The organism is Ruegeria sp. YTSA219 (genome assembly GCF_059609985.1).
The window spans coordinates 383,834-403,734 of sequence record NZ_JBXWMT010000003.1 but is presented as its reverse complement, the minus strand read 5'-3'; the positions used below and the strand labels follow the sequence as shown (position 1 = coordinate 403,734).

General features: G+C 55.6%; 20 protein-coding genes and 1 tRNA gene. 12 read left to right on the top strand and 9 right to left on the bottom strand.

What is annotated here, in order from left to right:
• Positions 1–462: 462 nt before the first annotated feature.
• The 4 genes from AC2FFB_RS07510 to AC2FFB_RS07495 all read left to right on the top strand — a co-directional run bounded on the left by AC2FFB_RS07510 (position 463) and on the right by AC2FFB_RS07495 (position 4,382).
• Positions 463–1,218, top strand: coding sequence for a 5-oxoprolinase subunit B family protein (locus tag AC2FFB_RS07510; RefSeq protein ID WP_142635929.1), 756 nt, complete (start codon positions 463–465; stop codon positions 1,216–1,218).
• Positions 1,215–2,213, top strand: a complete 999-nt coding sequence (locus tag AC2FFB_RS07505; protein WP_496688677.1) for a 5-oxoprolinase subunit C family protein — start codon at positions 1,215–1,217, stop codon at positions 2,211–2,213. The genes AC2FFB_RS07510 and AC2FFB_RS07505 overlap by 4 nt, the downstream gene beginning before the upstream one ends.
• A gap of 11 nt (positions 2,214–2,224) precedes the next feature.
• Positions 2,225–2,986 carry a LamB/YcsF family protein gene (locus tag AC2FFB_RS07500; RefSeq protein ID WP_271948108.1) on the top strand — a complete coding sequence of 254 codons (762 nt, stop codon included), beginning with the start codon at positions 2,225–2,227 and terminating at the stop codon, positions 2,984–2,986.
• A gap of 148 nt (positions 2,987–3,134) precedes the next feature.
• On the top strand, positions 3,135–4,382 hold the full coding sequence (locus tag AC2FFB_RS07495; RefSeq protein WP_496874729.1) for a hypothetical protein: 1,248 nt from the start codon (positions 3,135–3,137) through the stop codon (positions 4,380–4,382).
• A 95-nt stretch (positions 4,383–4,477) separates the two neighbouring features.
• Here AC2FFB_RS07495 and AC2FFB_RS07490 read toward each other — a convergent pair whose 3' ends face one another.
• Entirely contained in the window at positions 4,478–5,851 is a 1,374-nt protein-coding gene (locus AC2FFB_RS07490) for a D-alanyl-D-alanine carboxypeptidase family protein (RefSeq protein ID WP_142635921.1), read from the bottom strand.
• 281 nt (positions 5,852–6,132) lie between these two features.
• On the bottom strand, positions 6,133–6,834 hold the full coding sequence (locus tag AC2FFB_RS07485; RefSeq protein WP_281995298.1) for an HAD family hydrolase: 702 nt from the start codon (positions 6,832–6,834) through the stop codon (positions 6,133–6,135).
• Positions 6,835–6,927: 93 nt separating this feature from the next.
• Here AC2FFB_RS07485 and clpS point away from each other — a divergent pair, with 93 nt between their 5' ends.
• The 4 genes from clpS to hemF are packed head-to-tail and all read left to right on the top strand — an operon-like array spanning position 6,928 to position 9,996.
• Positions 6,928–7,269: an ATP-dependent Clp protease adapter ClpS gene (clpS, locus tag AC2FFB_RS07480; RefSeq protein WP_142635917.1), complete on the top strand. Its 342-nt coding sequence runs from the start codon at positions 6,928–6,930 to the stop codon at positions 7,267–7,269.
• A gap of 31 nt (positions 7,270–7,300) precedes the next feature.
• Positions 7,301–8,266: a class I SAM-dependent methyltransferase gene (locus tag AC2FFB_RS07475; protein ID WP_496676253.1), complete on the top strand. Its 966-nt coding sequence runs from the start codon at positions 7,301–7,303 to the stop codon at positions 8,264–8,266.
• A 37-nt stretch (positions 8,267–8,303) separates the two neighbouring features.
• Positions 8,304–9,107 carry an SDR family NAD(P)-dependent oxidoreductase gene (locus AC2FFB_RS07470; RefSeq protein ID WP_142635913.1) on the top strand — a complete coding sequence of 268 codons (804 nt, stop codon included), beginning with the start codon at positions 8,304–8,306 and terminating at the stop codon, positions 9,105–9,107.
• 4 nt (positions 9,108–9,111) lie between these two features.
• On the top strand, positions 9,112–9,996 hold the full coding sequence (gene hemF / locus AC2FFB_RS07465) for an oxygen-dependent coproporphyrinogen oxidase (protein WP_496874728.1): 885 nt from the start codon (positions 9,112–9,114) through the stop codon (positions 9,994–9,996).
• Between the two features lie 40 nt (positions 9,997–10,036).
• On the opposite strand, the gene AC2FFB_RS07460 is transcribed toward hemF, so the two are convergent.
• From AC2FFB_RS07460 to modA, 4 genes are all read right to left on the bottom strand, one after another.
• Complete coding sequence (locus AC2FFB_RS07460) at positions 10,037–10,444, bottom strand: hypothetical protein (RefSeq protein ID WP_496688687.1); 408 nt, start codon at positions 10,442–10,444, stop codon at positions 10,037–10,039.
• A gap of 74 nt (positions 10,445–10,518) precedes the next feature.
• Positions 10,519–11,619 (bottom strand): molybdenum ABC transporter ATP-binding protein, encoded by a 1,101-nt coding sequence (gene modC / locus AC2FFB_RS07455; RefSeq protein ID WP_496874727.1) that lies wholly within the window; start codon positions 11,617–11,619, stop codon positions 10,519–10,521.
• Entirely contained in the window at positions 11,616–12,308 is a 693-nt protein-coding gene (modB, locus tag AC2FFB_RS07450; protein WP_271948121.1) for a molybdate ABC transporter permease subunit, read from the bottom strand. The genes modC and modB overlap by 4 nt, the downstream gene beginning before the upstream one ends.
• Positions 12,309–12,311: 3 nt before the next feature.
• Complete coding sequence (modA, locus tag AC2FFB_RS07445) at positions 12,312–13,091, bottom strand: molybdate ABC transporter substrate-binding protein (protein WP_281995303.1); 780 nt, start codon at positions 13,089–13,091, stop codon at positions 12,312–12,314.
• A 318-nt stretch (positions 13,092–13,409) separates the two neighbouring features.
• Here modA and AC2FFB_RS07440 point away from each other — a divergent pair.
• From AC2FFB_RS07440 to AC2FFB_RS07430, 3 genes are all read left to right on the top strand, one after another.
• Positions 13,410–13,485: transfer RNA gene (locus AC2FFB_RS07440), tRNA-Val, on the top strand.
• A 66-nt stretch (positions 13,486–13,551) separates the two neighbouring features.
• A complete protein-coding gene (locus AC2FFB_RS07435; protein ID WP_496711980.1) occupies positions 13,552–14,274 on the top strand; it encodes a hypothetical protein in 723 nt (240 codons plus the stop codon).
• A 224-nt stretch (positions 14,275–14,498) separates the two neighbouring features.
• Positions 14,499–14,834, top strand: a complete 336-nt coding sequence (locus AC2FFB_RS07430; RefSeq protein ID WP_281995305.1) for a hypothetical protein — start codon at positions 14,499–14,501, stop codon at positions 14,832–14,834.
• Positions 14,835–15,009: 175 nt separating this feature from the next.
• Here the strand turns inward: AC2FFB_RS07430 and AC2FFB_RS07425 are convergent, their stop codons facing one another.
• Positions 15,010–16,749, bottom strand: coding sequence for an arylsulfatase (locus AC2FFB_RS07425; protein WP_496874726.1), 1,740 nt, complete (start codon positions 16,747–16,749; stop codon positions 15,010–15,012).
• A gap of 143 nt (positions 16,750–16,892) precedes the next feature.
• Here AC2FFB_RS07425 and AC2FFB_RS07420 point away from each other — a divergent pair, with 143 nt between their 5' ends.
• The gene (locus AC2FFB_RS07420) at positions 16,893–17,801 is read left to right on the top strand and encodes a LysR family transcriptional regulator (RefSeq protein ID WP_496874725.1); all 909 of its coding nucleotides are present in this window, start codon (positions 16,893–16,895) and stop codon (positions 17,799–17,801) included.
• A 29-nt stretch (positions 17,802–17,830) separates the two neighbouring features.
• On the opposite strand, the gene AC2FFB_RS07415 is transcribed toward AC2FFB_RS07420, so the two are convergent.
• A complete protein-coding gene (locus AC2FFB_RS07415) occupies positions 17,831–18,787 on the bottom strand; it encodes a formylglycine-generating enzyme family protein (protein WP_496874724.1) in 957 nt (318 codons plus the stop codon).
• A 225-nt stretch (positions 18,788–19,012) separates the two neighbouring features.
• Positions 19,013–19,519: a hypothetical protein gene (locus AC2FFB_RS07410; RefSeq protein ID WP_142635892.1), complete on the bottom strand. Its 507-nt coding sequence runs from the start codon at positions 19,517–19,519 to the stop codon at positions 19,013–19,015.
• Positions 19,520–19,901: the final 382 nt, after the last annotated feature.

The window sequence follows — 19,901 nt, the reverse complement described above, 5'->3', positions numbered from 1 at the left end:
GCGTCCGGCCGTCTCTCCAGCCCGTCCCACCGTCTCTCCAGTGTGTCACAAGCGCCTCAGCAGCGCCGGTGAAGGGGGTTCTAAGCATTACAAACATACACCGCAAGCAGAAAATCACGCCCTGAGCAACTTTTTTGCACTTTCTTATTTTACTCAATAAATTCAGATAATTAAGGTGATAAATTCGACCGATGCACCCAGGAAAGCCCATTATCACGCCTAAGGTATCCACACTGCTATCCGTACGAGCTATGCCCGATATCAACATATTGTTGAGCTCCCCACGTCTACTACAAGACTCGTATGAGTCGCCGGGTATGAAACACACCCGCACCGAGTCGGAATTTGCCTGCACGCGGTCTGAAACGGGGATGCACCGGCAAATACTTTGCACCCTCTCTTGCGAAACGCTCTGGATTGCGTTCAGGTCACCTGACTAGTTACCTACTGGCACGCAGCGAGATGACACGAACACACGCCGCCATCTTCCCACGCATATGCACCGTCGGCTTTGACGGTCTGCTGGTCTCTTTCGCCGAAACCATGGCCGAGCCATCGAACCGGGCAGCATTGGCGTTTCGAGCTGCGGTGGATTCTGAACGGTGGGAAGGTGTCATTGAAACCTCTGCGACGCTGGCGTCGACTTATATCCGATTTGAACCATCCCAGTTTGCCCACGCAAACCTTCGCGACCGGGTCGAGCAGCTGTTGCGGCGGCGGGATTGGTACAAAGCGCCCCTCCCCCAGGGGCGCAGGTTATGGAGTGTCCCCACGGTTTATGGCGGCGCGCTTGCCCCTCAATTAGATGAGGCAGCGGCTGCGGCCAGGCTGTCCCCCGATGAAGCCGTTTATCGATTGAGCGCCACAACCGTCCGCGTCCTGACGATCGGATTTGCTCCCGGTCAGCCATATCTTGGCCCGCTCGGCCCCGAGTTCAACATACCGCGCCTCAAGAAGTTGACCCCGATGGTGCCCGAGGGCGCTTTGGTATTGGCGATTTCGCAATTTGTCCTTTTCTCGGGACCCACACCAACCGGGTGGCGACATATTGGCCAAACCGCTTTTCGCTGTTTTCGTCCTGAAGCACAGAACAGCTTTGCCCTGAAACCCGGCGACGAAATGCAGTTCGTGTCAGTCACGCGTGAGGAACTAGAGGCGATACGCGCTAATGACGTTGATGGATCAGGCGGCGCGACCTGTCAGGAGATCGCGGTTTGAGCCTGTCTGTCCTGCGCATAGGGCCTGCTTGTACAATACAGGACCAAGGCCGCCACGGATATCTGGATCAAGGGCTTTCCCGATCTGGCGCAGCAGATTTACTGGCCCTGCACGAAGGCGCCGCATTGTTGAGACAAAGTCCTAAACTTGCCGCGCTTGAAATGGCCGGAATGGGCGGTGAGTTTGAGGCCACTCATCCCATACAGATTGCACTGACGGGCGCACCGATGCAGGCCAGTATTGATGGCGCTGCCATTTCGTGGAATGCCTCTTACCGCCTTGAGACCGGACAGCGGGTGATAGTCGGGGCCGCCACACGGGGAACCTATGGATATTTGCACCTGGGCGGCGGTATTGAGGTGCAGGAGTTTCTGGGATCCCGCTCAACTCACCTTACTGCCAAAATCGGGCGCGCCCTACAGGCCGGAGACAGCTTATCCGCCGGGGCAGCGTCACAGCAGGCAGGACAGAAGTTGCGCGCTGAAGATCGGTTCTCGGGCGGTTCGCTGCGGGTTGTGGCCAGTTTTCAGACCGAACTGTTCGACCGGCAAACGCTGGACCGCTTTTTGCGCACGACATTCACTCGCGGGTCCCGCGCAAATCGCATGGGAATGCAGCTGGAAGGCGACGGAGAGGGTTTCGCCGCAAAGGGGCAGCTGAACATATTGTCCGAGGTCATCGCCCCCGGCGACATTCAGATGACCGGCACTGGCAATCCCTTTATTCTGCTGCCCGAGTGTCAGACAACCGGCGGGTATCCCAGAATTGCGACCGTCCTTCCCTGTGACCTGCCGCGGGCTGCGCAAACCCCGGCGGGCGTACAGCTTCAGTTCAGGCTGGTCGAAATGGACGAGGCCATTTCCCTGCAGGCGGCTTTTCAAAAAGAACTGGCCAACTTGCCATCCAAGGTCGAACCGCTGATCCGTGATCCTCATGACATTGCTGACCTGCTATCTTATCAACTGGTCAGCGGAATGATCTCTGCCACAGACTAAGGAGTTTGCCGATGCCCAGCGTAGATCTTAATGCCGATATGGGGGAAAGCTTTGGCCCCTGGAGCATGGGCGATGACAAAAGCCTGTTGCGGATTATCACTTCGGCCAACATTGCCTGTGGCGTTCACGCGGGCGATCCGGACGTCATGGCGCAAACGATGACCCTGGCTGCGGAAAACGGTGTCGGCATTGGCGCGCATCCCGGCTTTCCTGACCTACAGGGATTTGGCCGCCGCAATATGAAAATACCCCACGATAGCCTGCGAAATCTTGTTCGGTATCAGTTGGGATCGGCGATCGGTATGGCAAACGCCGTTGGAACGCAGGTCCGGCATCTGAAGCTGCACGGTGCATTGTCCAACATGTGTTCGGTCGATATCGACATGGCGCGGGCCTGTTATCAGGGCGCGCTGGACGTGAACCCAGATATCATCATCATGGTGCTGGCCGTCACCAAGCAGGAAGAAGCCGTTCGGGAATTGGGCTGCAAGTGGGTCGGCGAGATCTTTGCCGACCGCGCCTATAACGACGATGGCACTCTGGTCGACCGAAGCTTGCCCGGCGCCGTCATCCACGACCCCGAAATTGCAGGGCCTCGAATTCTGGAAATGGTCAGCGAAGGGGCCATCATTACCGAAACCGGCAAAAGGCTTAATACCGCGATCGACACGATCTGCCTGCACGGGGATGGACCAACCGCCGTTCAGATTGCGCATTCGGTCCGCGAAAACCTGATCGCGGGCGGTGTCGAGGTGACAAAGTTCCTGCGGTAATCCCGCGGGTGCAATGCGTCCGCCCGTACTCAGACTGTTGCCGAGGCTGAATTCCCTCCCTAGCATGTCAGCAAGCATATGTTCTGAATACCACAATCCCGGCAACGAACCGCACCTGGTTTGCCTAGTCTGGGCAAGGAGTAACTTTATGTCTTTTGATTTAGCGTCTTACGAACCACGCGGCGACAAGAAGAATTCGGACTTCTTCAACGAGTATTTGCCAAAAATTTACGAACGCCGTGCCAGCTCTGGTGTCGCCCAGCAGGTTGGGCCCATGCGCGCTGTCGTGCTTCAGGTCGAAACTGACGTTCTTTTCGACACTCTGGTCGAGCTATATGTGATGTCGCCATACCGTCACACGGCCAGCTATCTTGGACGGACGCATAAATACTCGGTCCTGCATTCACACCTGAACTACCCGGCGCTCATCGTGATGGCTCCGCTTAGCCCGACATTCGAAGACTTCATCCCGCGCATCAACCGCATGTACCCGTTGGCACGAAACACGCCGCAAACGCGCTATGTTGGCGAAGTGTTTGGCGCCACTGACCTGAACACGCTGACCAAAACGCTGGAGGATCAGAATATCCGGTTCGAATATTCCGGCGACACCGAGAACCCGTTTTACACGCTAAAGGGCCTTCGGTTCACCACCCCTTCTGATTTCACCTGCAACCGGGTCGGTTATTCAACGCTGGATTTCAACGATACCGACAGTTTGGGTCTGGGCGACAGGGTATTGCTCAGCAGCGCAGAACAAGCGCGACTGGATGAGGCTGCTGCCTTTGGTGCCGATAGCAATATCTCTTCACTGATGTTGGGCATCGACCATCTGGCGACACGCGTTCTGGCTGGTGAGCGCGAGGATGCGATCCTCGAATTTCTGACGATGGTGCCCTACTATTTCTGGGGGGCGTACAACATTTTCGACATGAATTCGTCGACCAATGTGAACCGCAATGCCAGTGTGAATGATGACAAGAAATCCCCGGCTAAGGTATTTACAGCCAATAATACGCCTTCGTTTGTAAACTCTTTTGCCAAACGGCCCATGCCAACCGAGGATTTCGTCCGCAATTTCGGACGTCGGCTGCATCACATGGCGATCGAGATTCTGGACGGCGATCACGGTGCGGGCGAAAAGAATGTGGATTTCGTTGTGAACACTCTGAAAGACCAGGGGGTGCCATTCCTGGCCCATGTGGTTGGAGAGTGCAATGACGATCCGAACCTCAAGCAGATTTTCTCAAAACATTCGAAGAACACTCTGCTGATCACCGAGTATATAGAGCGCTGTCATAAGTATGATGGGTTCTTTACCAAAGATAACGTCGCGGCCCTGACTGCGGCCGCCGGTCAGGATGAGCAATATCAGCACGGCCACGTATTCGACTGACCTGACCCCTGCCACCTACTACGGCACGCTCGCTCAGAAAAAAAGGGCCACGGAATTCCGTGACCAGACCCATCCAGGAGAGTATATGTCGGGTCTTATGACGGCCCGATCATGAAACAGGTGACATTGCGGGCCTGAAGTCTGCGGCAGGCCAGATCGGCTTGCTCTCGGGTCATGCCCTGGAACGTCGCGTCGAACCCGCGTGAGTTTTGATTGACCTTGCGCAGCGTGCCTTCCAATGTAGTCATTTCCGACAGGGCCGTTTTCAGTAGAACCTTTTCAGCCTCGTACCGGGTCGTATAGCGCCCCACATTCACGCCCCACAAATGACCGCCAGAGGTCGACAAGCGTGTGACGATTTCCTGCTCTGGCTCGGGCTGTTCTGCCGAGGCCAGCACTAGATCATCCGTGCGGACCGTCGGGCGCGTCGTTCCTTCGGTCGGCGTCTCTACACCGGCCGAGGCGATGGCTGCGGCGATACCGTCCTGAATCCGCGCGTCGTTCTTGGCTGCGGTTGCGGCGACATTGTTCGCCACTAGAACGGTACTCCCCCGCTGGGGTCGAAGAACCGGTCGCAGGCTTCTGGTGGGCGCGCCGCTTACGCTGGCGACTTTCGCATTCAAACCTGCATTACCGGCATAGGCCGGCCGGGCTGGTTTGCGGATCGGCGCGCGCGACGGGGCGCGGCGGAAACCCATGTCCAACAGCTCGGCTACTTTGGCATTGCGCGATGCGCCGGATTTGCCACCAAAGACAGTCGCGATGATCCGTTCGTCCTTGCGCTTGGCCGAGGCAACCAGATTGAACCCAGCTGCACGGGTATAGCCCGTCTTGATCCCATCCGCACCGCGATAGGCCGCTAGCAGGCGACGGTTCGTATTGGGAACGGTTTTGATCCCCGCATTCGTGGATTGGCGCGAAAACAGGTTGTAATATTGCGGGTAATCATACAGCAGATGCCGTCCCAGCGTGGTCATGTCCCGTGCGGTCGACAGATGTCCGGCCTCGGTCAGACCATGTGCGTTCTTAAAGGTTGTACGGCTCATTCCCATCGCCTTGGCGGTACGTGTCATGCGGCGCGCAAAGGCAGCCTCGGACCCGCTGAGGGCGACACCAATGGCAGTGGCAGCGTCATTGGCCGACTTCACCGCCGCAGCACGGATCAAATAGCGGAAAGCAATTTTCTGCCCCGAACGTAAACCCAGCTTTGAAGGCGGTTCAGAGGAAGCCTTTTTGGTGATGGTCACCTGCGTATCGAGAGTGATTTCGCCGTTCCGAACCGCTTCAAATGCGATGTACAGTGTCATCATTTTGGTTAACGAGGCCGGATGGAGGCGTGTATCGGCGTTTCGGGAATGCAGCACTTCGCCCGTTCGCGCGTCGATCACCATCGCCGCATATGGGGCAGCAATGCCCTGCGCCGGAGCGAAGGAAAACAACAACAGGAATGCTGCAAGGAATACGCCCATAGGGGCCGGAACTGTCCGCCGTACCTGCACGATTTTTGCCTCTGTCTACCTCAGGCCGCCGGGTTTTCCCGGTCAGCTACTATTTATTTTATTACCCATCAGCGTAGCACAGCACCCCCGCGAAAGAAACCGAAAGCTCATAACTTTAGCGCTTTCAGCGTATGTCAAAGACCCACTAGATGTGGCGGTGCAAACGGCGGCGCACCGCTAAACCTGCCATTTCGTCAAGACTGTGTCGTCGGCCGGCCCCTATTTTCGGAAACTGCGACCAAATGGCAACATCAACTCAAAGAGCGAACAAGCGCCGTCAATCCACCAAGATCGGGCAATTCGTGGTATCTGGAACTGTCGGCCGGCACGTCGGCCTGCTCGATCTCCCAGACCAGCCCATGCGGCACGTATACGCCCCAGCATCCGGCCTGAATCGGAGCAACCACATCGGACCGCATCGAATTTCCGACCATCATAGCCGCAGCGGGCCCCTCGCCATGCTGCGCGAAGATTTGGCGATAGATTTCCGGGGTCTTTTCAGACACGATCTCGACCCCGTCGAACAGATCGCCCAAACCGGACTGCGCAAGTTTGCGTTCCTGGTCTATCAGATCGCCCTTGGTGATAAGAATTACGCGGTGGGTGTCGGCAGCGCTTTCGATGGCCTGCCGGGCATAGGGCAACAGCTCGATCGGATGGGCCAACATCTCTTGCCCCGCTTCGATCAGTTGGCGAATGACCCCTGCAGGAACACGGTCTTCGGTCACTTCGATCGCCGTTTCGATCATGGAGAGGGTGAAGCCTTTGATTCCATACCCATAATGCCGGATATTGCGTTTTTCGGCAGCCAGCAATCGGTCCTTCAGGTGATCCGATTCGGCATGATCTGATAGCAGGTCGACAAAATGTGCCTGCGTCAGCTGAAAGAACCGTTCGTTGTGCCACAGCGTGTCATCGGCATCGAACCCGATTGTGGTTAGTTTTTCGCCCATTTGGATAACGTCCTGCTGGCTCTTTTATCTGACGCATTGGACGTTATATAAGCGCACAGATAAACCGAAGCCTGAATCGGACGTTTGCGCCTAATGTTTGAGAACCAATGGATGATGTCTGACAAACCGGACGACGATGCAGATTCGTCGATCCTGGTACAGACGCGCCCCAAGACCAAACGCCCGCCGCTGTACAAAGTGCTGCTTTTGAATGACGACTACACCCCGATGGAGTTTGTCGTTCACGTATTGGAACGTTTTTTCGGCATGACCCACGCAGAGGCGTTCGAGATCATGCTAACCGTCCACAAGAAGGGCGTCGCCGTTGTTGGTGTCTTCAGTCATGAGATTGCCGAAACCAAGGTCGGGCAAGTCATGGATTTTGCTCGCCGCCATCAACACCCCCTGCAGTGCACTATGGAACGCGAAGAGTAAGGCGACGCCTGACCTCTTTTCGGAATTGCCAATGTCCCTTCGCCTAGATCTTGCCTTGCAAAGCGGCCTTGAAATCGCGCAACCCCTGTCGTTGATTGGGCCAACGCCCGAGGAAGACCTCGCTGGGCTGGCTTCAGATACGCAGGTAGTCCAGCCATTCAAGCCGTTTCACGACCATTTTGCGGATCACGGATTCAGGGCCACGCCCGAGGCCGATGACCTGTGCCAGGATGCCATCGTTTTCCTGCCGCGTGCTAAGGCTTTGGCCCGCAGCCTCGTGTATCAGGCTTGCCAGCGTTCGGCCGGATTGGTTGTGGTCGACGGCGCCAAGACAAATGGCGTCGACAGCCTGTTGAAGGATATTCGCAAACGCGTAACCGTGCAGGGGCCCATCGCAAAAGCACATGGCAAGATCTTTTGGTTCCAGTCCGACGTAAACGCGTTCGAGGACTGGGCCGCACCCGCCACCCAATCCGCCGACGGATTTCAGACAGCGCCCGGAGTATTTTCTGCAGACGGGGTCGACCCGGCCTCAGTAATGCTGCTTGCCGCCCTGCCTGAAAAACTGGGCGGTCGGGTCGCCGATCTGGGGGCTGGCTGGGGATACCTATCCACAGGGCTAATGGGTGCAAAGGGGCTGCAGGAATTGCATCTGGTCGAGGCCGATCACATCGCCCTGCAATGTGCTCGTGCAAATGTAAAAGACGACCGTGCACAGTTCCACTGGGCTGACGCGGTCACCTGGCGCGCGCCTGAGCCGCTGGATACGGTCATTATGAACCCGCCGTTTCACACATCGCGCAGTGCTGATCCCACGTTGGGTCAGGGATTCATCAAATCTGCTGCGCGCAGTCTGACACGGGGCGGTTCCCTTTGGATGGTCGCCAATCGACACCTACCCTATGAAATTACGCTGAACGAGGCCTTCGCGCAGATGAAGGAAGTGACCGGGGACAATCGTTTCAAGGTCTTCCACGCCTCTCGCCCTCGGCGGTGATACCCGCTAACCTGCACCGCACATCAGGAGAACACGCATGTCCTTTTCCATAGCCGGCAAGACCGCGATCGTCACAGGTGGTGCAAATGGTGTCGGATTGGCCATCGGACGTCACTTCGCGGATGCCGGGGCCAATGTCATGTTCGCCGACATGGATGAAAAACGACTGGCCAATGAACTGGGCGAGCAGGCAGATGACAGCAACATCCGTTTCTTCGCCGGGGATCTGCGTGAAAAGCTGACGATTGCGAACCTGCTTTCGGCCACGATTGACGCTTTCGAACAGGTCGACATCCTGATAAATGGCTCGCGCCAGGTTATTCCGTCTGATCCATTGGACATGGAAGACGACTCGGTCCGCACCTTGTTGAACCAGAACCTGATGCCGGCCTTGCGACTGAGCCAACTAGTTGCCAAACGGATGATCAAGCAATCCGGTGATGATGAAAACGAAAACCCTGCGGGATCCATCATCAACTTATCTTCGATTGCTGCCCGTCGCACCCATCCCGATCTGATGGCCTATTCGGTGTCTACAGCAGCGCTTGATCAGTTGACCCGATCCCTGGCCGTTGCCCTTGCCCCAAACCGCATCCGCGTGAACTCGATTGCGCTGGGATCGGTGATGAGCGCTTCGCTGCAATCCACGCTCAAGGAAAATCGCACATTTCGGGATGATATCGAAAAGCACACACCCCTTTCCCGGATTGCCGCGCCAAACGAACTGGCCGAAACCGCACAGTACCTTGCCTCGGACGCCGCAGGTTTCATCACTGGACAAATCCTAACCATTGACGGTGGACGCACTTTGCTGGACCCCGTCGCAGCCCCGGCCCATTAAACAGATGTTCGATACTGAAAAAGCCACCGCCGCAGCCTGGTTTCGTGACTTGCGCAATGAAATCGTAAACGCTTTTGAGCAGCTTGAGGATTCCCACGACACCGGACCTTTTTCCGATGCTCAACCCGGTCGCTTCGAAGTCAAAGAGACCAAACGGCATTCGGATGACGGGGCGGACGCCGGTGGCGGTTTGATGTCCGTGATGCGCGGCGGCCGCGTGTTCGAGAAAGTCGGCGTCAATGTCTCGACAGTATTCGGCCAGCTCGGGGAACGGGCGCAACAGGCAATGGCTGCCCGAAAAGGCATTCCCGGAATGACCGAGGACCCGCGGTTCTGGGCCTCGGGTATCAGCCTGGTTGCCCATATGCAGAACCCGCACGCTCCCGCTGTTCACATGAATACGCGCATGTTCTGGACACCTCACGCCTGGTGGTTCGGCGGCGGATCAGACCTGAATCCCTGTATCGAATATGACGAAGACACTGCCCATTTCCACGCAACCCAGAAGGCCCATCTGGATCCCCACGGACCGGGCCACTATCCGCGTTTGAAAGAATGGGCCGACAAGTATTTCTTTATCCCGCACCGCAAGCGCGCCCGCGGTGTCGGCGGTATCTTTCTGGATGACTATTGCACCGGAGACTGGTCATCGGACTTTGCCCTGACACAGGATATCGGGCGGGCCTTCTTGCCAGCCTTTCTGCCTTTGGTTGAAAAGCGCAGGCAACAGAGCTTTGACGCCGCTGATAAGGATACCCAACTGATTCATCGCGGGCTCTATGCCGAATACAACCTTGTCTATGACCGCGGAACCAAATTCGGGCTAGAGACCGGGCACGACCCGGACGCAGTGCTTATGAGCCTGCCGCCCTTGGCCAAATGGGTCTAGCGCCTGACCTGCCCCTGCGGTGCTTTTTACTTCCGGGGTTTCAGAACCCGAAATCCATGAAATTGTCAGAGCAATAGCGCTGCGCCGATGCCGCTGACATGTTCTCGCCAACGCGTTTGACAGTAACCGAATAGCCCGGCGTCGTATCAACCCCTTCGGGCGCAGTCAGCGAGAATTGCACCGTCCGTGTCTGTTTGTCATAGGCCCGGGTTATGTAAATACGCTGGTTCGATTTGGTTCTAAGCGTGCGTATCGCAAAATCCCCGATCCCGCACCAATAGGCCACTGGCGCAGAACTGCCGCTGGTTGAGACCTCGTAAACGCCATTGTCACGTGGTGTCACTGTCGTTCGGAATGCGGGGTTTATACCGACCCCGAACCCAACAGCCTGGGCCATGGCAGGCACCATCATCAGCGTCAGAATACATGTTGATACAAAGTATTTCATGGTGCTTGACCCCGGGCAAAAAATGATTTCCTTGGAAAATCATAGAACAGATACGCTTTCCGTAAAGCGCAGTTTCAATCCGCAAAGTGCAGCCGCCCACCGACATCCTGCGGCGCAAGCGCCACGGTTTTTATCACCGCAAAGCAAGGTTTGCCTGCAGCAAGCCCAAGGGCTTCAACCGAACGTCGGGTGATCCGAGCCAGAATAGTCCCTGCAGGTGTAATGACAGAGACGATCGCACCGGGGCCTTCCCCGGCTCGGATCGTATCAACCCTGCCCTCCAGTACATTCAGCGCTGACAGGCCCTCGGGCCGCTTACTGGCAAGGATCACCTCTTGTGCGGGGATGCGAATACGCAGGCTTTCACCGACCTTATGGGGAATAAGCGGCAGAAATAGGCGCGCCTCTTCGGCTGCCAACTCGGTCAACCCGTCTGCATGGTGAGCTGATACCTGCACCTGAAGCACCGCACCAACGGCTCTGACACCGAGCGGGGCCACAGAAGGATCAGCCATCACTTCGGAAGCCGGGCCTTGCCGAACCACCTTACCGTCCTGCAGGGCTACGACAGAAGTTGCCAGCCGCGCAACTTCGGCTGCCGAGTGGGTCACATAAAGGATCGGCACCGAAATCTCATCCCGAAGCCGTTCGAAATAGGGCAGTATCTCGGCCTTCCGTGCATCATCCAATGCGGCCAGAGGCTCATCCGCGAGGATCAGACGCGGGCTGGCCAATAAGGCGCGGCCTATGGCGACACGCTGCTTCTCGCCACCTGACAGGCTCAGTGGACGACGGTCCAGAAGATGCCCGATCCCCAACATTTCAATCACCTTATCGGGGTCTTCGCGCGGCACGCTTTTGGGCGCGAACCAGCGCCCATAGGACAGGTTCTGGCGCACAGTTAGATGTGGGAACAGCCGGCCTTCCTGAAAAATATACCCCAAGCGGCGTTTATGCGGAGGCAGCCAAAGGCGCTTTTCCGTATCGAACAACGTCCACCCGTCCACGGATACGCGACCAGCTTTGGGCTCCAGCAATCCCGCCACAGCGTTAACGATTGTCGTCTTACCGGCGCCGGACCTTCCATACAGAACCGTCACCCCGGCAGGCGCATCAAATTCGGCATCCAACTGAATACCTGGCAGATCATGTTGCAGATTGACGGAAAGGCTCATGTCCCCGACACCCTTGCCGCGGCGCGACGACCGACAAACTCTGACAACAGCAGCGCCCCCATCGCGATGATGACCGATATCACCACTAGCCGCATCGCCGCCGCCTCACCACCCGGAACCTGCAGAAACGCATAAACGGCCGATGGCAACGTCTGTGTCTGTCCAGGTATGTTCGAAACAAAGGTGATCGTCGCGCCAAACTCACCCATGGCTTTTGCAAAGGCAAGGATGGTCCCGGCGATCACCCCCGGCAGAATCATCGGCAAGGTTACGGTGACAAAAACCCACAGACGCGAGGCACCCAGCGTGGCTCCGGCCTGTTCGAGCTTAGGGTCGACGGCTTCGATCGAAAGGCGAATAGCACGGACCATCAGCGGAAACGCCATGATCCCGGCGGCCAGCGCCGCGCCGGTCCAGCGAAACGCAAAGACAATTCCAAGCCCCGCCAGAGGTCCACCAATCGGGCCCTGAATACCAAAGGTCAATAGCAGCAGATATCCCGTAACAACCGGCGGCAGGATCAATGGCAAATGCACCAACCCATTCAACACTTGTCGTCCGGGAAAGCGCCAGCGCGCCAGTGCATAGGCAACGAATATACCAAAGGGCAAAGTAACCAGCGTTGCCCAGAAAGAGACACGCAGCGACAATTTCAGCGCCTCAAGTTCTTCCGGTCCCAGCCAACCCATCGGCTAGTCGCCCGGCAGGGCAAATCCCTGCTCTGCAAAGACTGCCATCGCTGCATCGGTCTGTAGGTAGCTTAGGAAAGCATATGCCTCGGCTGAGGCTTGCGTTGTTACAGCGGCCGGGTAGACAATTTCCGGGTGAAGATTTGCAGGGAAAGAGGCCACAACCCGCACCCGATCCTCGGCCTGGGCATCCGATCGGTAGACAACACCCAAGGGGGCAGCCCCCGCGGCAACCAAAGCCAGAGCCGCGCGTACATTGTCGGTCTGTGCCACCTGCTGCTGAACACTATCCCAAAGACCTAGGTTTTGCAGCGCCGCTTTGCCGTAAATTCCCGCAGGCACGGCATCGACCAGGGCCATCGCAAGATGCCCACCTGACAAAGCGGCTGAGATGTCCGTCTGCGGGGAAAGCCCCTCAATTTCAACGGCCGTCGGCCCACCGATCAGGACAAGCCCATTTCCCAAAAGGTTAACCCGCGATCCAGCATCAATCAGCCGATTCTCCTGAAGGACATCCATCCAGTCACTGTTGGCTGAAATATACACATCCGCCGGGGCGCCCTGTTGAATTTGACGTGCCAGTATAGAAGACGCCGCATACGATATGACAACCTCCTGACCGCTTTGCCGTTCAAAACCCGGTACAAGTGAATCCAGAGCATTTTTCAGACTGGCAGCAGCAAAAACCAAAACATCGTCGGCCTCTGCACGCTGCGGAGTCGATATCAAACTACCCAAAACAATAGCAGCAGCCAGAAAACGGCTTGCGGATGACAGGGTCATATTGTTCCCGTCTCGTAGGTTAAGGTTCCATCAGGGGATATCTGAGGCGGCGGGGGGCGCGCAAGCATCGATAGGACGCATCGTGAATAAGAACCTTTGAAACGGGCAATTCATAGCCGCTACAACACCCAAGATATTTTGGAGGTGCCTGATCCGAAACGACCGGTTCAGATTTCGTGATCCCTCAAAAAGTCTGATAAATCAGAGCCCGGTTGGCGGAGATATCACCCCAGATGCCCGCCTTGTCTAAATTCAGTGAAAGAAATTGTGCCAGACCCTCTTGCGCCCGCGCGCCGGCTTGGCTAAATGCAGCCTCACGGGTGATTAGCTCAGTTGGTAGAGCGCTTCGTTTACACCGAAGATGTCGGGAGTTCGAGTCTCTCATCACCCACCATTCTTTCCCTACAATGTATCAAGGTCTTACGCGGCTAGCACCTTTTGCTGTGCTGCGCATGAAACTGTGTCCGCTGCGCCTCCGCTGCACTTAAACGGAGATGATGTCTCCAACACAGGAGATAAGCCACATGGGTTTCGCACGTATTCAGAAGAGGTCAAACTTGAGCCTGGGACTTATGGCATCGAAGTCCGATATGTCGAGAACCACGGCCATGTGGGGCTGAAGCTGGAATGGGACGGTCCGGATACCCATGGCCGTGAGGTGATGCAGGCCGATCCCGGTTTGTCGGTTCCCAAGGACGACGCGATCCAAGTTGGCATCCAGGTGTCGCATGCGTCTGATCAGGCGAGTGTTACACTGGAGGGGTTACCGGCAAATACCCTGATAATCAGTGGTGAGCATTCGGTGATCACCAATGGTGATCCGGTGGATTTGTCGGGTTGTAACCTGAACCACCTGGAGCTTTCCCCGCCAGTAGGTTTCGAGGGCGTAATTCATGGTCAGATCGTTGTGTCAGACATAGACAGCGCCGGCACTCTCATCACTTCGGAAAACCCATTTGCCCTGACCGTCGGTGACGACCCTGTCAGCCCAGGGATTTCTTTGGACGAAGAACTGGCTTACGAAGCGCTGCACTCGAGTACTCCTGGAACCCTGCCTTGGGATGCTATCCATTCGACCGACAATGCCCCAGAGGTGGATGTTCTGGACGAGCCGATCTCAACCCTCGGAGATGCAAATATTACTTGTATTGAAACAGATACTTATGAGAGATTTGATTGGTAGTGAATGCAATGCTCAGTTGAGCCGACCTGCATTCTGTTCTGGGATGCGATCTTTGCCACAGGCTTCTTGCCGAGACGCTAGAATCTTGATTTTGCAGACGGTCCAACACCTATATTTTCTTTGGTTGTGCCCAAGGCACAGTCTGGCCAGAATTTCAGCAAATTTATGACAGAAATCACACCTAGCTGCGGCGTTCGAAACGAATCTGCTCTAGGTGAGATCAAATGAAAAAGTTGGCCATTCTTCTTATATCTATGCCCTTCACGGCGCTTGCAGAAGAGCGGGTGTTTGAATGTCAGTCGCCAGACGAACAGCATCCCGAAATGGCTGCGAAACTGATCAAATATGAAGATCAAAATAAAGGTCGTATCAAGATCGGTGACATCGACAAAGAGGTCGATGTTTTCCCGGGGCTCGATACCTTGACCTACCTGTATATCGGCGAGGATCACACGCTGAGTTATAACGTCCACCCCCAGAAAGGCACGTTCGATTTCTCTGCCTCTGGTAGTAGAACCGGTTGGGGCAAAGGAACTTGCACGGAAATCACAGGGCAATAACCCGCATCTCCTCCTAACAATGCACCGGCCTGTTCCATGGGCGTGTGCTTGCGGCAAACAGTGGCTGCACCCGCAGTAGCGCCACATATCTATCGGCGGACCAACCAGCACAGTCCCTTTTTCAAATATACGCATCGCGCCGTTTCCGTCCCGAAACGGCGCGATGACATTTCAGTTAATGCGCGCCACTGCGCTTGGCGTTGACGACCGTCTGCTCCAGAGGGTTATAGCCTTCTGGAACAGGCACAAGATTTACCCTTTTTGCATAGTCCTCAAAATAGGCCTGCATCGCTGCGACACGCTCGGGCATCTGGTCCGCCAGATTGTGTAATTCCGACGGATCAGCTTCGATATCAAACAGTTCCCATTCGCCTGTGCCTTTAGGGGCCAGATTCTGCATCAGTTTATATTTGCCCTGGAATACTGCCGAGGACCCTGCAAGCTCATATCCGACCGGGTTGTTATCGTCGCGCACGGTTTCCGTCTCACCCTTCAGGACCGGCATCATACTGATACCGTCTGGCGTATAGATTTCGCGACCGTCATAGACCGGTCCGGGAACGTCTACGCCGGCAACTTCAAGAAGTGTTGGAACGATATCGCGAACAAAGGCAAATTTATCGACTTGCGATCCGGGCTCGACAACACCCGGGAATTTCACGATCAAAGGGACACGCAAACCACCCTCGGTCGAGAATGTCTTAAAGTAGCTGCCCGGAACCGCTGCGGCTGCCGCCCAGCCAGGGCCGTAATCAGCATAGACACCCTGCTGCCCCATATCCGAATAATCGCCGTCAAAATCCTCGATATAGACCTTGTCGTAATGGGCTTTGTACCAATCACGATAGGCTTCAGACAGCGGCAACTGGTTCGGATCCGGGCCGTTATCCGCAAGGAAAATGACGATGGTGTTGTCCGCAATACCTTTTTCATCCAGATAGCTCAGAATCCTGCCGATATTGACATCCATATTGTCCAGCATTCCGGCATAGGTCTGCATCCGTCGCGCGTTGAATGCTTTTTCTTCGTCGTTAAGCTTTTCCCAATCCGGCATCTGCCACGGTTCATAAGAGGTTTTCGCAAATTCCGGGTCCAATTCCACATCCGGAGAGATAAGCCCAAGTTCCTTCTGCTTTTCCAGACGCGAAACCCGCAGGACCTCGAACCCTTCGTCATAAACGCCGTCATATTTGTCGATGAATTCTTTTGGCGCCTGATGAGGGTAATGGACGGCCTGATACCCGACCCAGGCCAAAAATGGTTTACCGTCATCCAGGTTGCTGTCGATGTAATCGATCATCGTTTGGGTATAAAAATCCGACGAGAAGTAGTCGTCCGTTGGCAGGCTGACGAGCTTGTCGTCCTCGTAATAGTGCACCCGCGTATAGAACGGGGCATAGGGCTGCTCGACCCAGTTATCCGCACCGCTTTCGCCCAGCATAAAGGATTTCTCAAATCCGCGGTCATAAGCGATCGTGCCAGGCTCATGACCCAGGTGCCATTTGCCGGTCATATAGGTGTGGTATCCTGCGTCGCGCAACAAACGCGGCAACGCAACAACCTTGTCGTTCAAATGACCTTCATAGCCAGGCTTGCCGAATTGGTTATCGGCCTGAATCTCTAACATATTGCCGAGGCCTGCGAGATGGTTGTCGACACCGCTGATCAGCATAGTCCGAGTGGGCGAGCAAGACGCTCCGACGTGAAAATTGGTGAACAGCATACCGTCATCTGCCAGTTGGTCGATCGAGGGCGTTTCGATTTCACTGCCAAATGCACCTACATCGGAAAACCCCATGTCATCTGCGATTAGAATAAGAACGTTTGGGCGTGTATCCTCAGAATCAGCAAGTGCTGCAGTCGTTGATAACGCCGAAGCGCCAAGCACAGCTAATATATTCCTTAAAGGAACCATTGAATCCTCCGTTATGTGGGAAGTCCGGGGCGTCGTGCCACGGTCGACAATAATGTCGCAGGAAACGACATTTCCGGCTACAGAAAGAGACGGTCATTCCATCATTTGGTATGAGCGTTCTGAATATTGGAACGAGGGTGCAAATGATTGATTCCAAAGCCATAGATGCGGTGCGCTCATTGGCCAGACACGGCAACTTTCGCGTGGCAGCGGATGCAATCGGAACCTCTCCGGCAAGTTTCTCACGCTATATCGGCCAGGCAGAAACTTATGCCGGTCAGGCGCTATTCGAACGGACAGGCCGCGGCGCAACCATCAGACCGGCGGGGAAACGCTTTCTGCAACTTCTGGACGCGCTGCACAATGCGACCAGCCAGTTTGAAGCAGGAGTCAAACGGCTGCGTTCGGTCGGCCCGGAGGTGCTGAATATCGGCTGCGGACCCCTGACGACCCGGACGATCATCACGCCGCTTCTGGCAGAGCTGCTTGATAACTGGCCAGATCTTCGCGTCCGCGTTGATGTGCGGGCCACCATGGAACCCCTCGAAGCATTGCGGATAGGGCGTCTGGACGTGGCGGTTTGCGATCTGACACACACGCCCAACCTAAGCGATCTGGACATTCAGGTCGTTCGAAAGGAACCCGTTTTCTTCTGCGCTCGCCCCGACCATCCCATTCATCAGGCTACTCCGGTCTCAATCGCTGAGGTGTTTCGGCATCCGTTTATAACCGCGCATATGCATCGCCACTGGCGCTCTGCCATTGCCGCCACTTTGGGGAATGACGAGAAAGCCTGGCATATTGTTGACCGATTGCCCCAGATCGAAAGTGACGATTTCTCTTTAGTGACCGATATGGCCTGCAGAGCAGACCTGATTGCCGGAGGAATGAAGGAAGATTTTGATCAGCACCTGAAATTGGGGATGTTGAAAGAAATACGGACCACGCAACCTCTGACCTGGAACATATGCGCTGCCCGTCGTAAGGGCGTCAAATTTGCCGCGCTTGATATGTTCTGGAATCGATTGTGCCACCGGTACGGGGCGGAATAAGCCCGCCGCATGACCGGAATACCCGGCGGTTAGTCTACATCGCGGACAACGCGAAATCCGACATGATTGCTGCCCAACGACATCTCAACCGGCTGCCGCGCAGAAGGTCGGTAACGCAGACAGAAATTCGGCGCGCAAAGCCATGAGCCCCCTTTGACCAACCGCATTGCACCCATCGATGCGCTACCGAACTGGGCGGCAAAGGCTTTTTCCGGGCCGGTAGGATCAATTTGGTCGCCAGGAATGTGCCCCGGCACCCACCAGTCGGCCACGTGCTCCCAGACATTGCCCGCCATGTCAAACAGGCCGTAGCCATTGGCCACATATGACGCTACGGGTGCGGTTCCGACATGGCCATCGTCAGCCAGGTTTTCGCTTGGGAACTGTCCTTGCCAGGTGTTTGCCTTCCACCCATTACTGGGATCATAGCTGTCACCCCAGGTGTAGTCGGCGCCTTCGATCCCGCCGCGAGCTGCAAATTCCCATTCGGCCTCGGTCGGCAGACGACCTCCGATCCACTCTGCAAATTCTGCGGCATCCTCGGGTGACACATGCACCACCGGATGGTCGCCCAGTTCCGCAATCGAACTGCCCGGTCCTGCCGGGTGTTGCCAGCTTGCACCTTTGACATAGCGCCACCATGCGTTGGGGTTATTCAGCGACACCGCTTCCTTAGGCTGGGCGAAGACCATCGACCCAGGCTCAAGCAAATCTGCAGGCAGACCCGGGAAATCCTCAGCCGACAAGCCACGCTCTGCCGTTGTCTGATACCCGGTTTCTTCGACAAAATTCGCAAATTGGTCGTTGGTAATTTCTGTCCGCGTAATGTCAAAGGACCCGACATTCACTGGATGGACCGGAGTCTCTTCCGCTTGAAAGTTTTGCGAGCCCATCAGGAATTCTCCACCATCCAGCCGGACAAACTCAGGACCTGGTTTGGAACCGATACTGGTATACCAAACCGCAAAGCATACAATCGTAACCACGGGAACCGAGCCATAGGCTAGCAATCTTCTTGAAAGGGGCATGTAGAATTAACCTGTTGGATCTATCAGGGGTGAATGTAGTGATTTGGTACGGTTTTCAATCCCCTACTGTGAATGGGCAGCATTTCCACCCTTCGACCTGTGCTTCAACGAAAGGCGCGCACCTGCCTGCTGCGAGGCAAATTCACCGACACTTGTAAATTCATGTCAAATTGGGACCACTGTTCAATTCAAACGATCCACAGCCGCCAAAGCACCTGACAGAGCGACTTTGATCTCTGAGGGCATGCCTCTGCCCTGTTTATATTGATTGGCCGCGATCCAACCTGCCTTGTGCCCCCGCGCACCGATCGCCTTCATCCGTGCATCAGCCGCAGAATCCGGCATTTTCTCAACCAGGTTTCTCGAATACTCGATCTCATCGCGGGACAAAATCATACCAACCGCACTGTATACATCCATGCCCACTTGCATCGTCAAATGATCCAGCCGATGTGTTGCCCCAGACAACATGCGCGTGCAAAAGGCCGCCAGAAAATACCAGCGAAAGATCGCAAGTATGCGCTTCTGAGTATCAGTGAATGTATCTACCTCAAATAACGCCGTGGCGGAGATCTTTTCAAATGCTGCACTGGCCGCCTGAGAGGCCTGAATAATCTGAACCTCGCGCACGTCTACGGGTATGACTGGCGGGACAGGTGTCACGACCGGCTGGTAAGTTTCGAAATTCATGCATGGCCTCCGGCTTTGGTTGCTGAAGGGAACATGGGGGTTCGAAAATGCATCCCGATGTGAATCTCTGCCATAGTTTGTAAGTATACCCGGTATTTTGGCTGAACTTAAAAGCCATTTTTCATATGTAACGCAAACTCAAGGACAAACTTGGCTATTTGAGCTATTAATTGTGTGGGATTTGAGCCGCATTTTTTGCAGAAATCTGGGCCTTTATATCGCCCTAAACCCCCTTACATCTGACACGATCTTGCAGAATTTGTGCCCTTTTTACCAAATACAAACAGTCAATCCTGCTGATCAGTTTACGAGTTTGAATTTAACGAGGGGGTACAAGCGGGACTAGGGGGTGAGCGCCTGCCGGGCCGGGCTCGCCCTAGGG

Bases quoted from the DNA above. Each gene is read 5' to 3' on its own strand.
- AC2FFB_RS07470 (WP_142635913.1), top strand. From the start codon at position 8,304: ATGTCCTTTTCCATAGCCGGCAAGACCGCGATCGTCACAGGTGGTGCA.
- AC2FFB_RS07500 (WP_271948108.1), top strand. From the start codon at position 2,225: ATGCCCAGCGTAGATCTTAATGCCGATATGGGGGAAAGCTTTGGCCCC.
- AC2FFB_RS07460 (WP_496688687.1), bottom strand. From the start codon at position 10,444: ATGAAATACTTTGTATCAACATGTATTCTGACGCTGATGATGGTGCCT.
- modB (WP_271948121.1), bottom strand. From the start codon at position 12,308: ATGGGTTGGCTGGGACCGGAAGAACTTGAGGCGCTGAAATTGTCGCTG.
- AC2FFB_RS07425 (WP_496874726.1), bottom strand. From the start codon at position 16,749: ATGGTTCCTTTAAGGAATATATTAGCTGTGCTTGGCGCTTCGGCGTTA.
- clpS (WP_142635917.1), top strand. From the start codon at position 6,928: ATGTTTGAGAACCAATGGATGATGTCTGACAAACCGGACGACGATGCA.
- AC2FFB_RS07495 (WP_496874729.1), top strand. From the start codon at position 3,135: ATGTCTTTTGATTTAGCGTCTTACGAACCACGCGGCGACAAGAAGAAT.
- AC2FFB_RS07410 (WP_142635892.1), bottom strand. From the start codon at position 19,519: ATGAATTTCGAAACTTACCAGCCGGTCGTGACACCTGTCCCGCCAGTC.
- AC2FFB_RS07510 (WP_142635929.1), top strand. From the start codon at position 463: ATGACACGAACACACGCCGCCATCTTCCCACGCATATGCACCGTCGGC.
- AC2FFB_RS07475 (WP_496676253.1), top strand. From the start codon at position 7,301: ATGTCCCTTCGCCTAGATCTTGCCTTGCAAAGCGGCCTTGAAATCGCG.
- AC2FFB_RS07430 (WP_281995305.1), top strand. From the start codon at position 14,499: ATGAAAAAGTTGGCCATTCTTCTTATATCTATGCCCTTCACGGCGCTT.
- modA (WP_281995303.1), bottom strand. From the start codon at position 13,091: ATGACCCTGTCATCCGCAAGCCGTTTTCTGGCTGCTGCTATTGTTTTG.
- AC2FFB_RS07485 (WP_281995298.1), bottom strand. From the start codon at position 6,834: ATGGGCGAAAAACTAACCACAATCGGGTTCGATGCCGATGACACGCTG.
- AC2FFB_RS07420 (WP_496874725.1), top strand. From the start codon at position 16,893: ATGATTGATTCCAAAGCCATAGATGCGGTGCGCTCATTGGCCAGACAC.
- modC (WP_496874727.1), bottom strand. From the start codon at position 11,619: ATGAGCCTTTCCGTCAATCTGCAACATGATCTGCCAGGTATTCAGTTG.
- AC2FFB_RS07490 (WP_142635921.1), bottom strand. From the start codon at position 5,851: ATGGGCGTATTCCTTGCAGCATTCCTGTTGTTGTTTTCCTTCGCTCCG.
- hemF (WP_496874728.1), top strand. From the start codon at position 9,112: ATGTTCGATACTGAAAAAGCCACCGCCGCAGCCTGGTTTCGTGACTTG.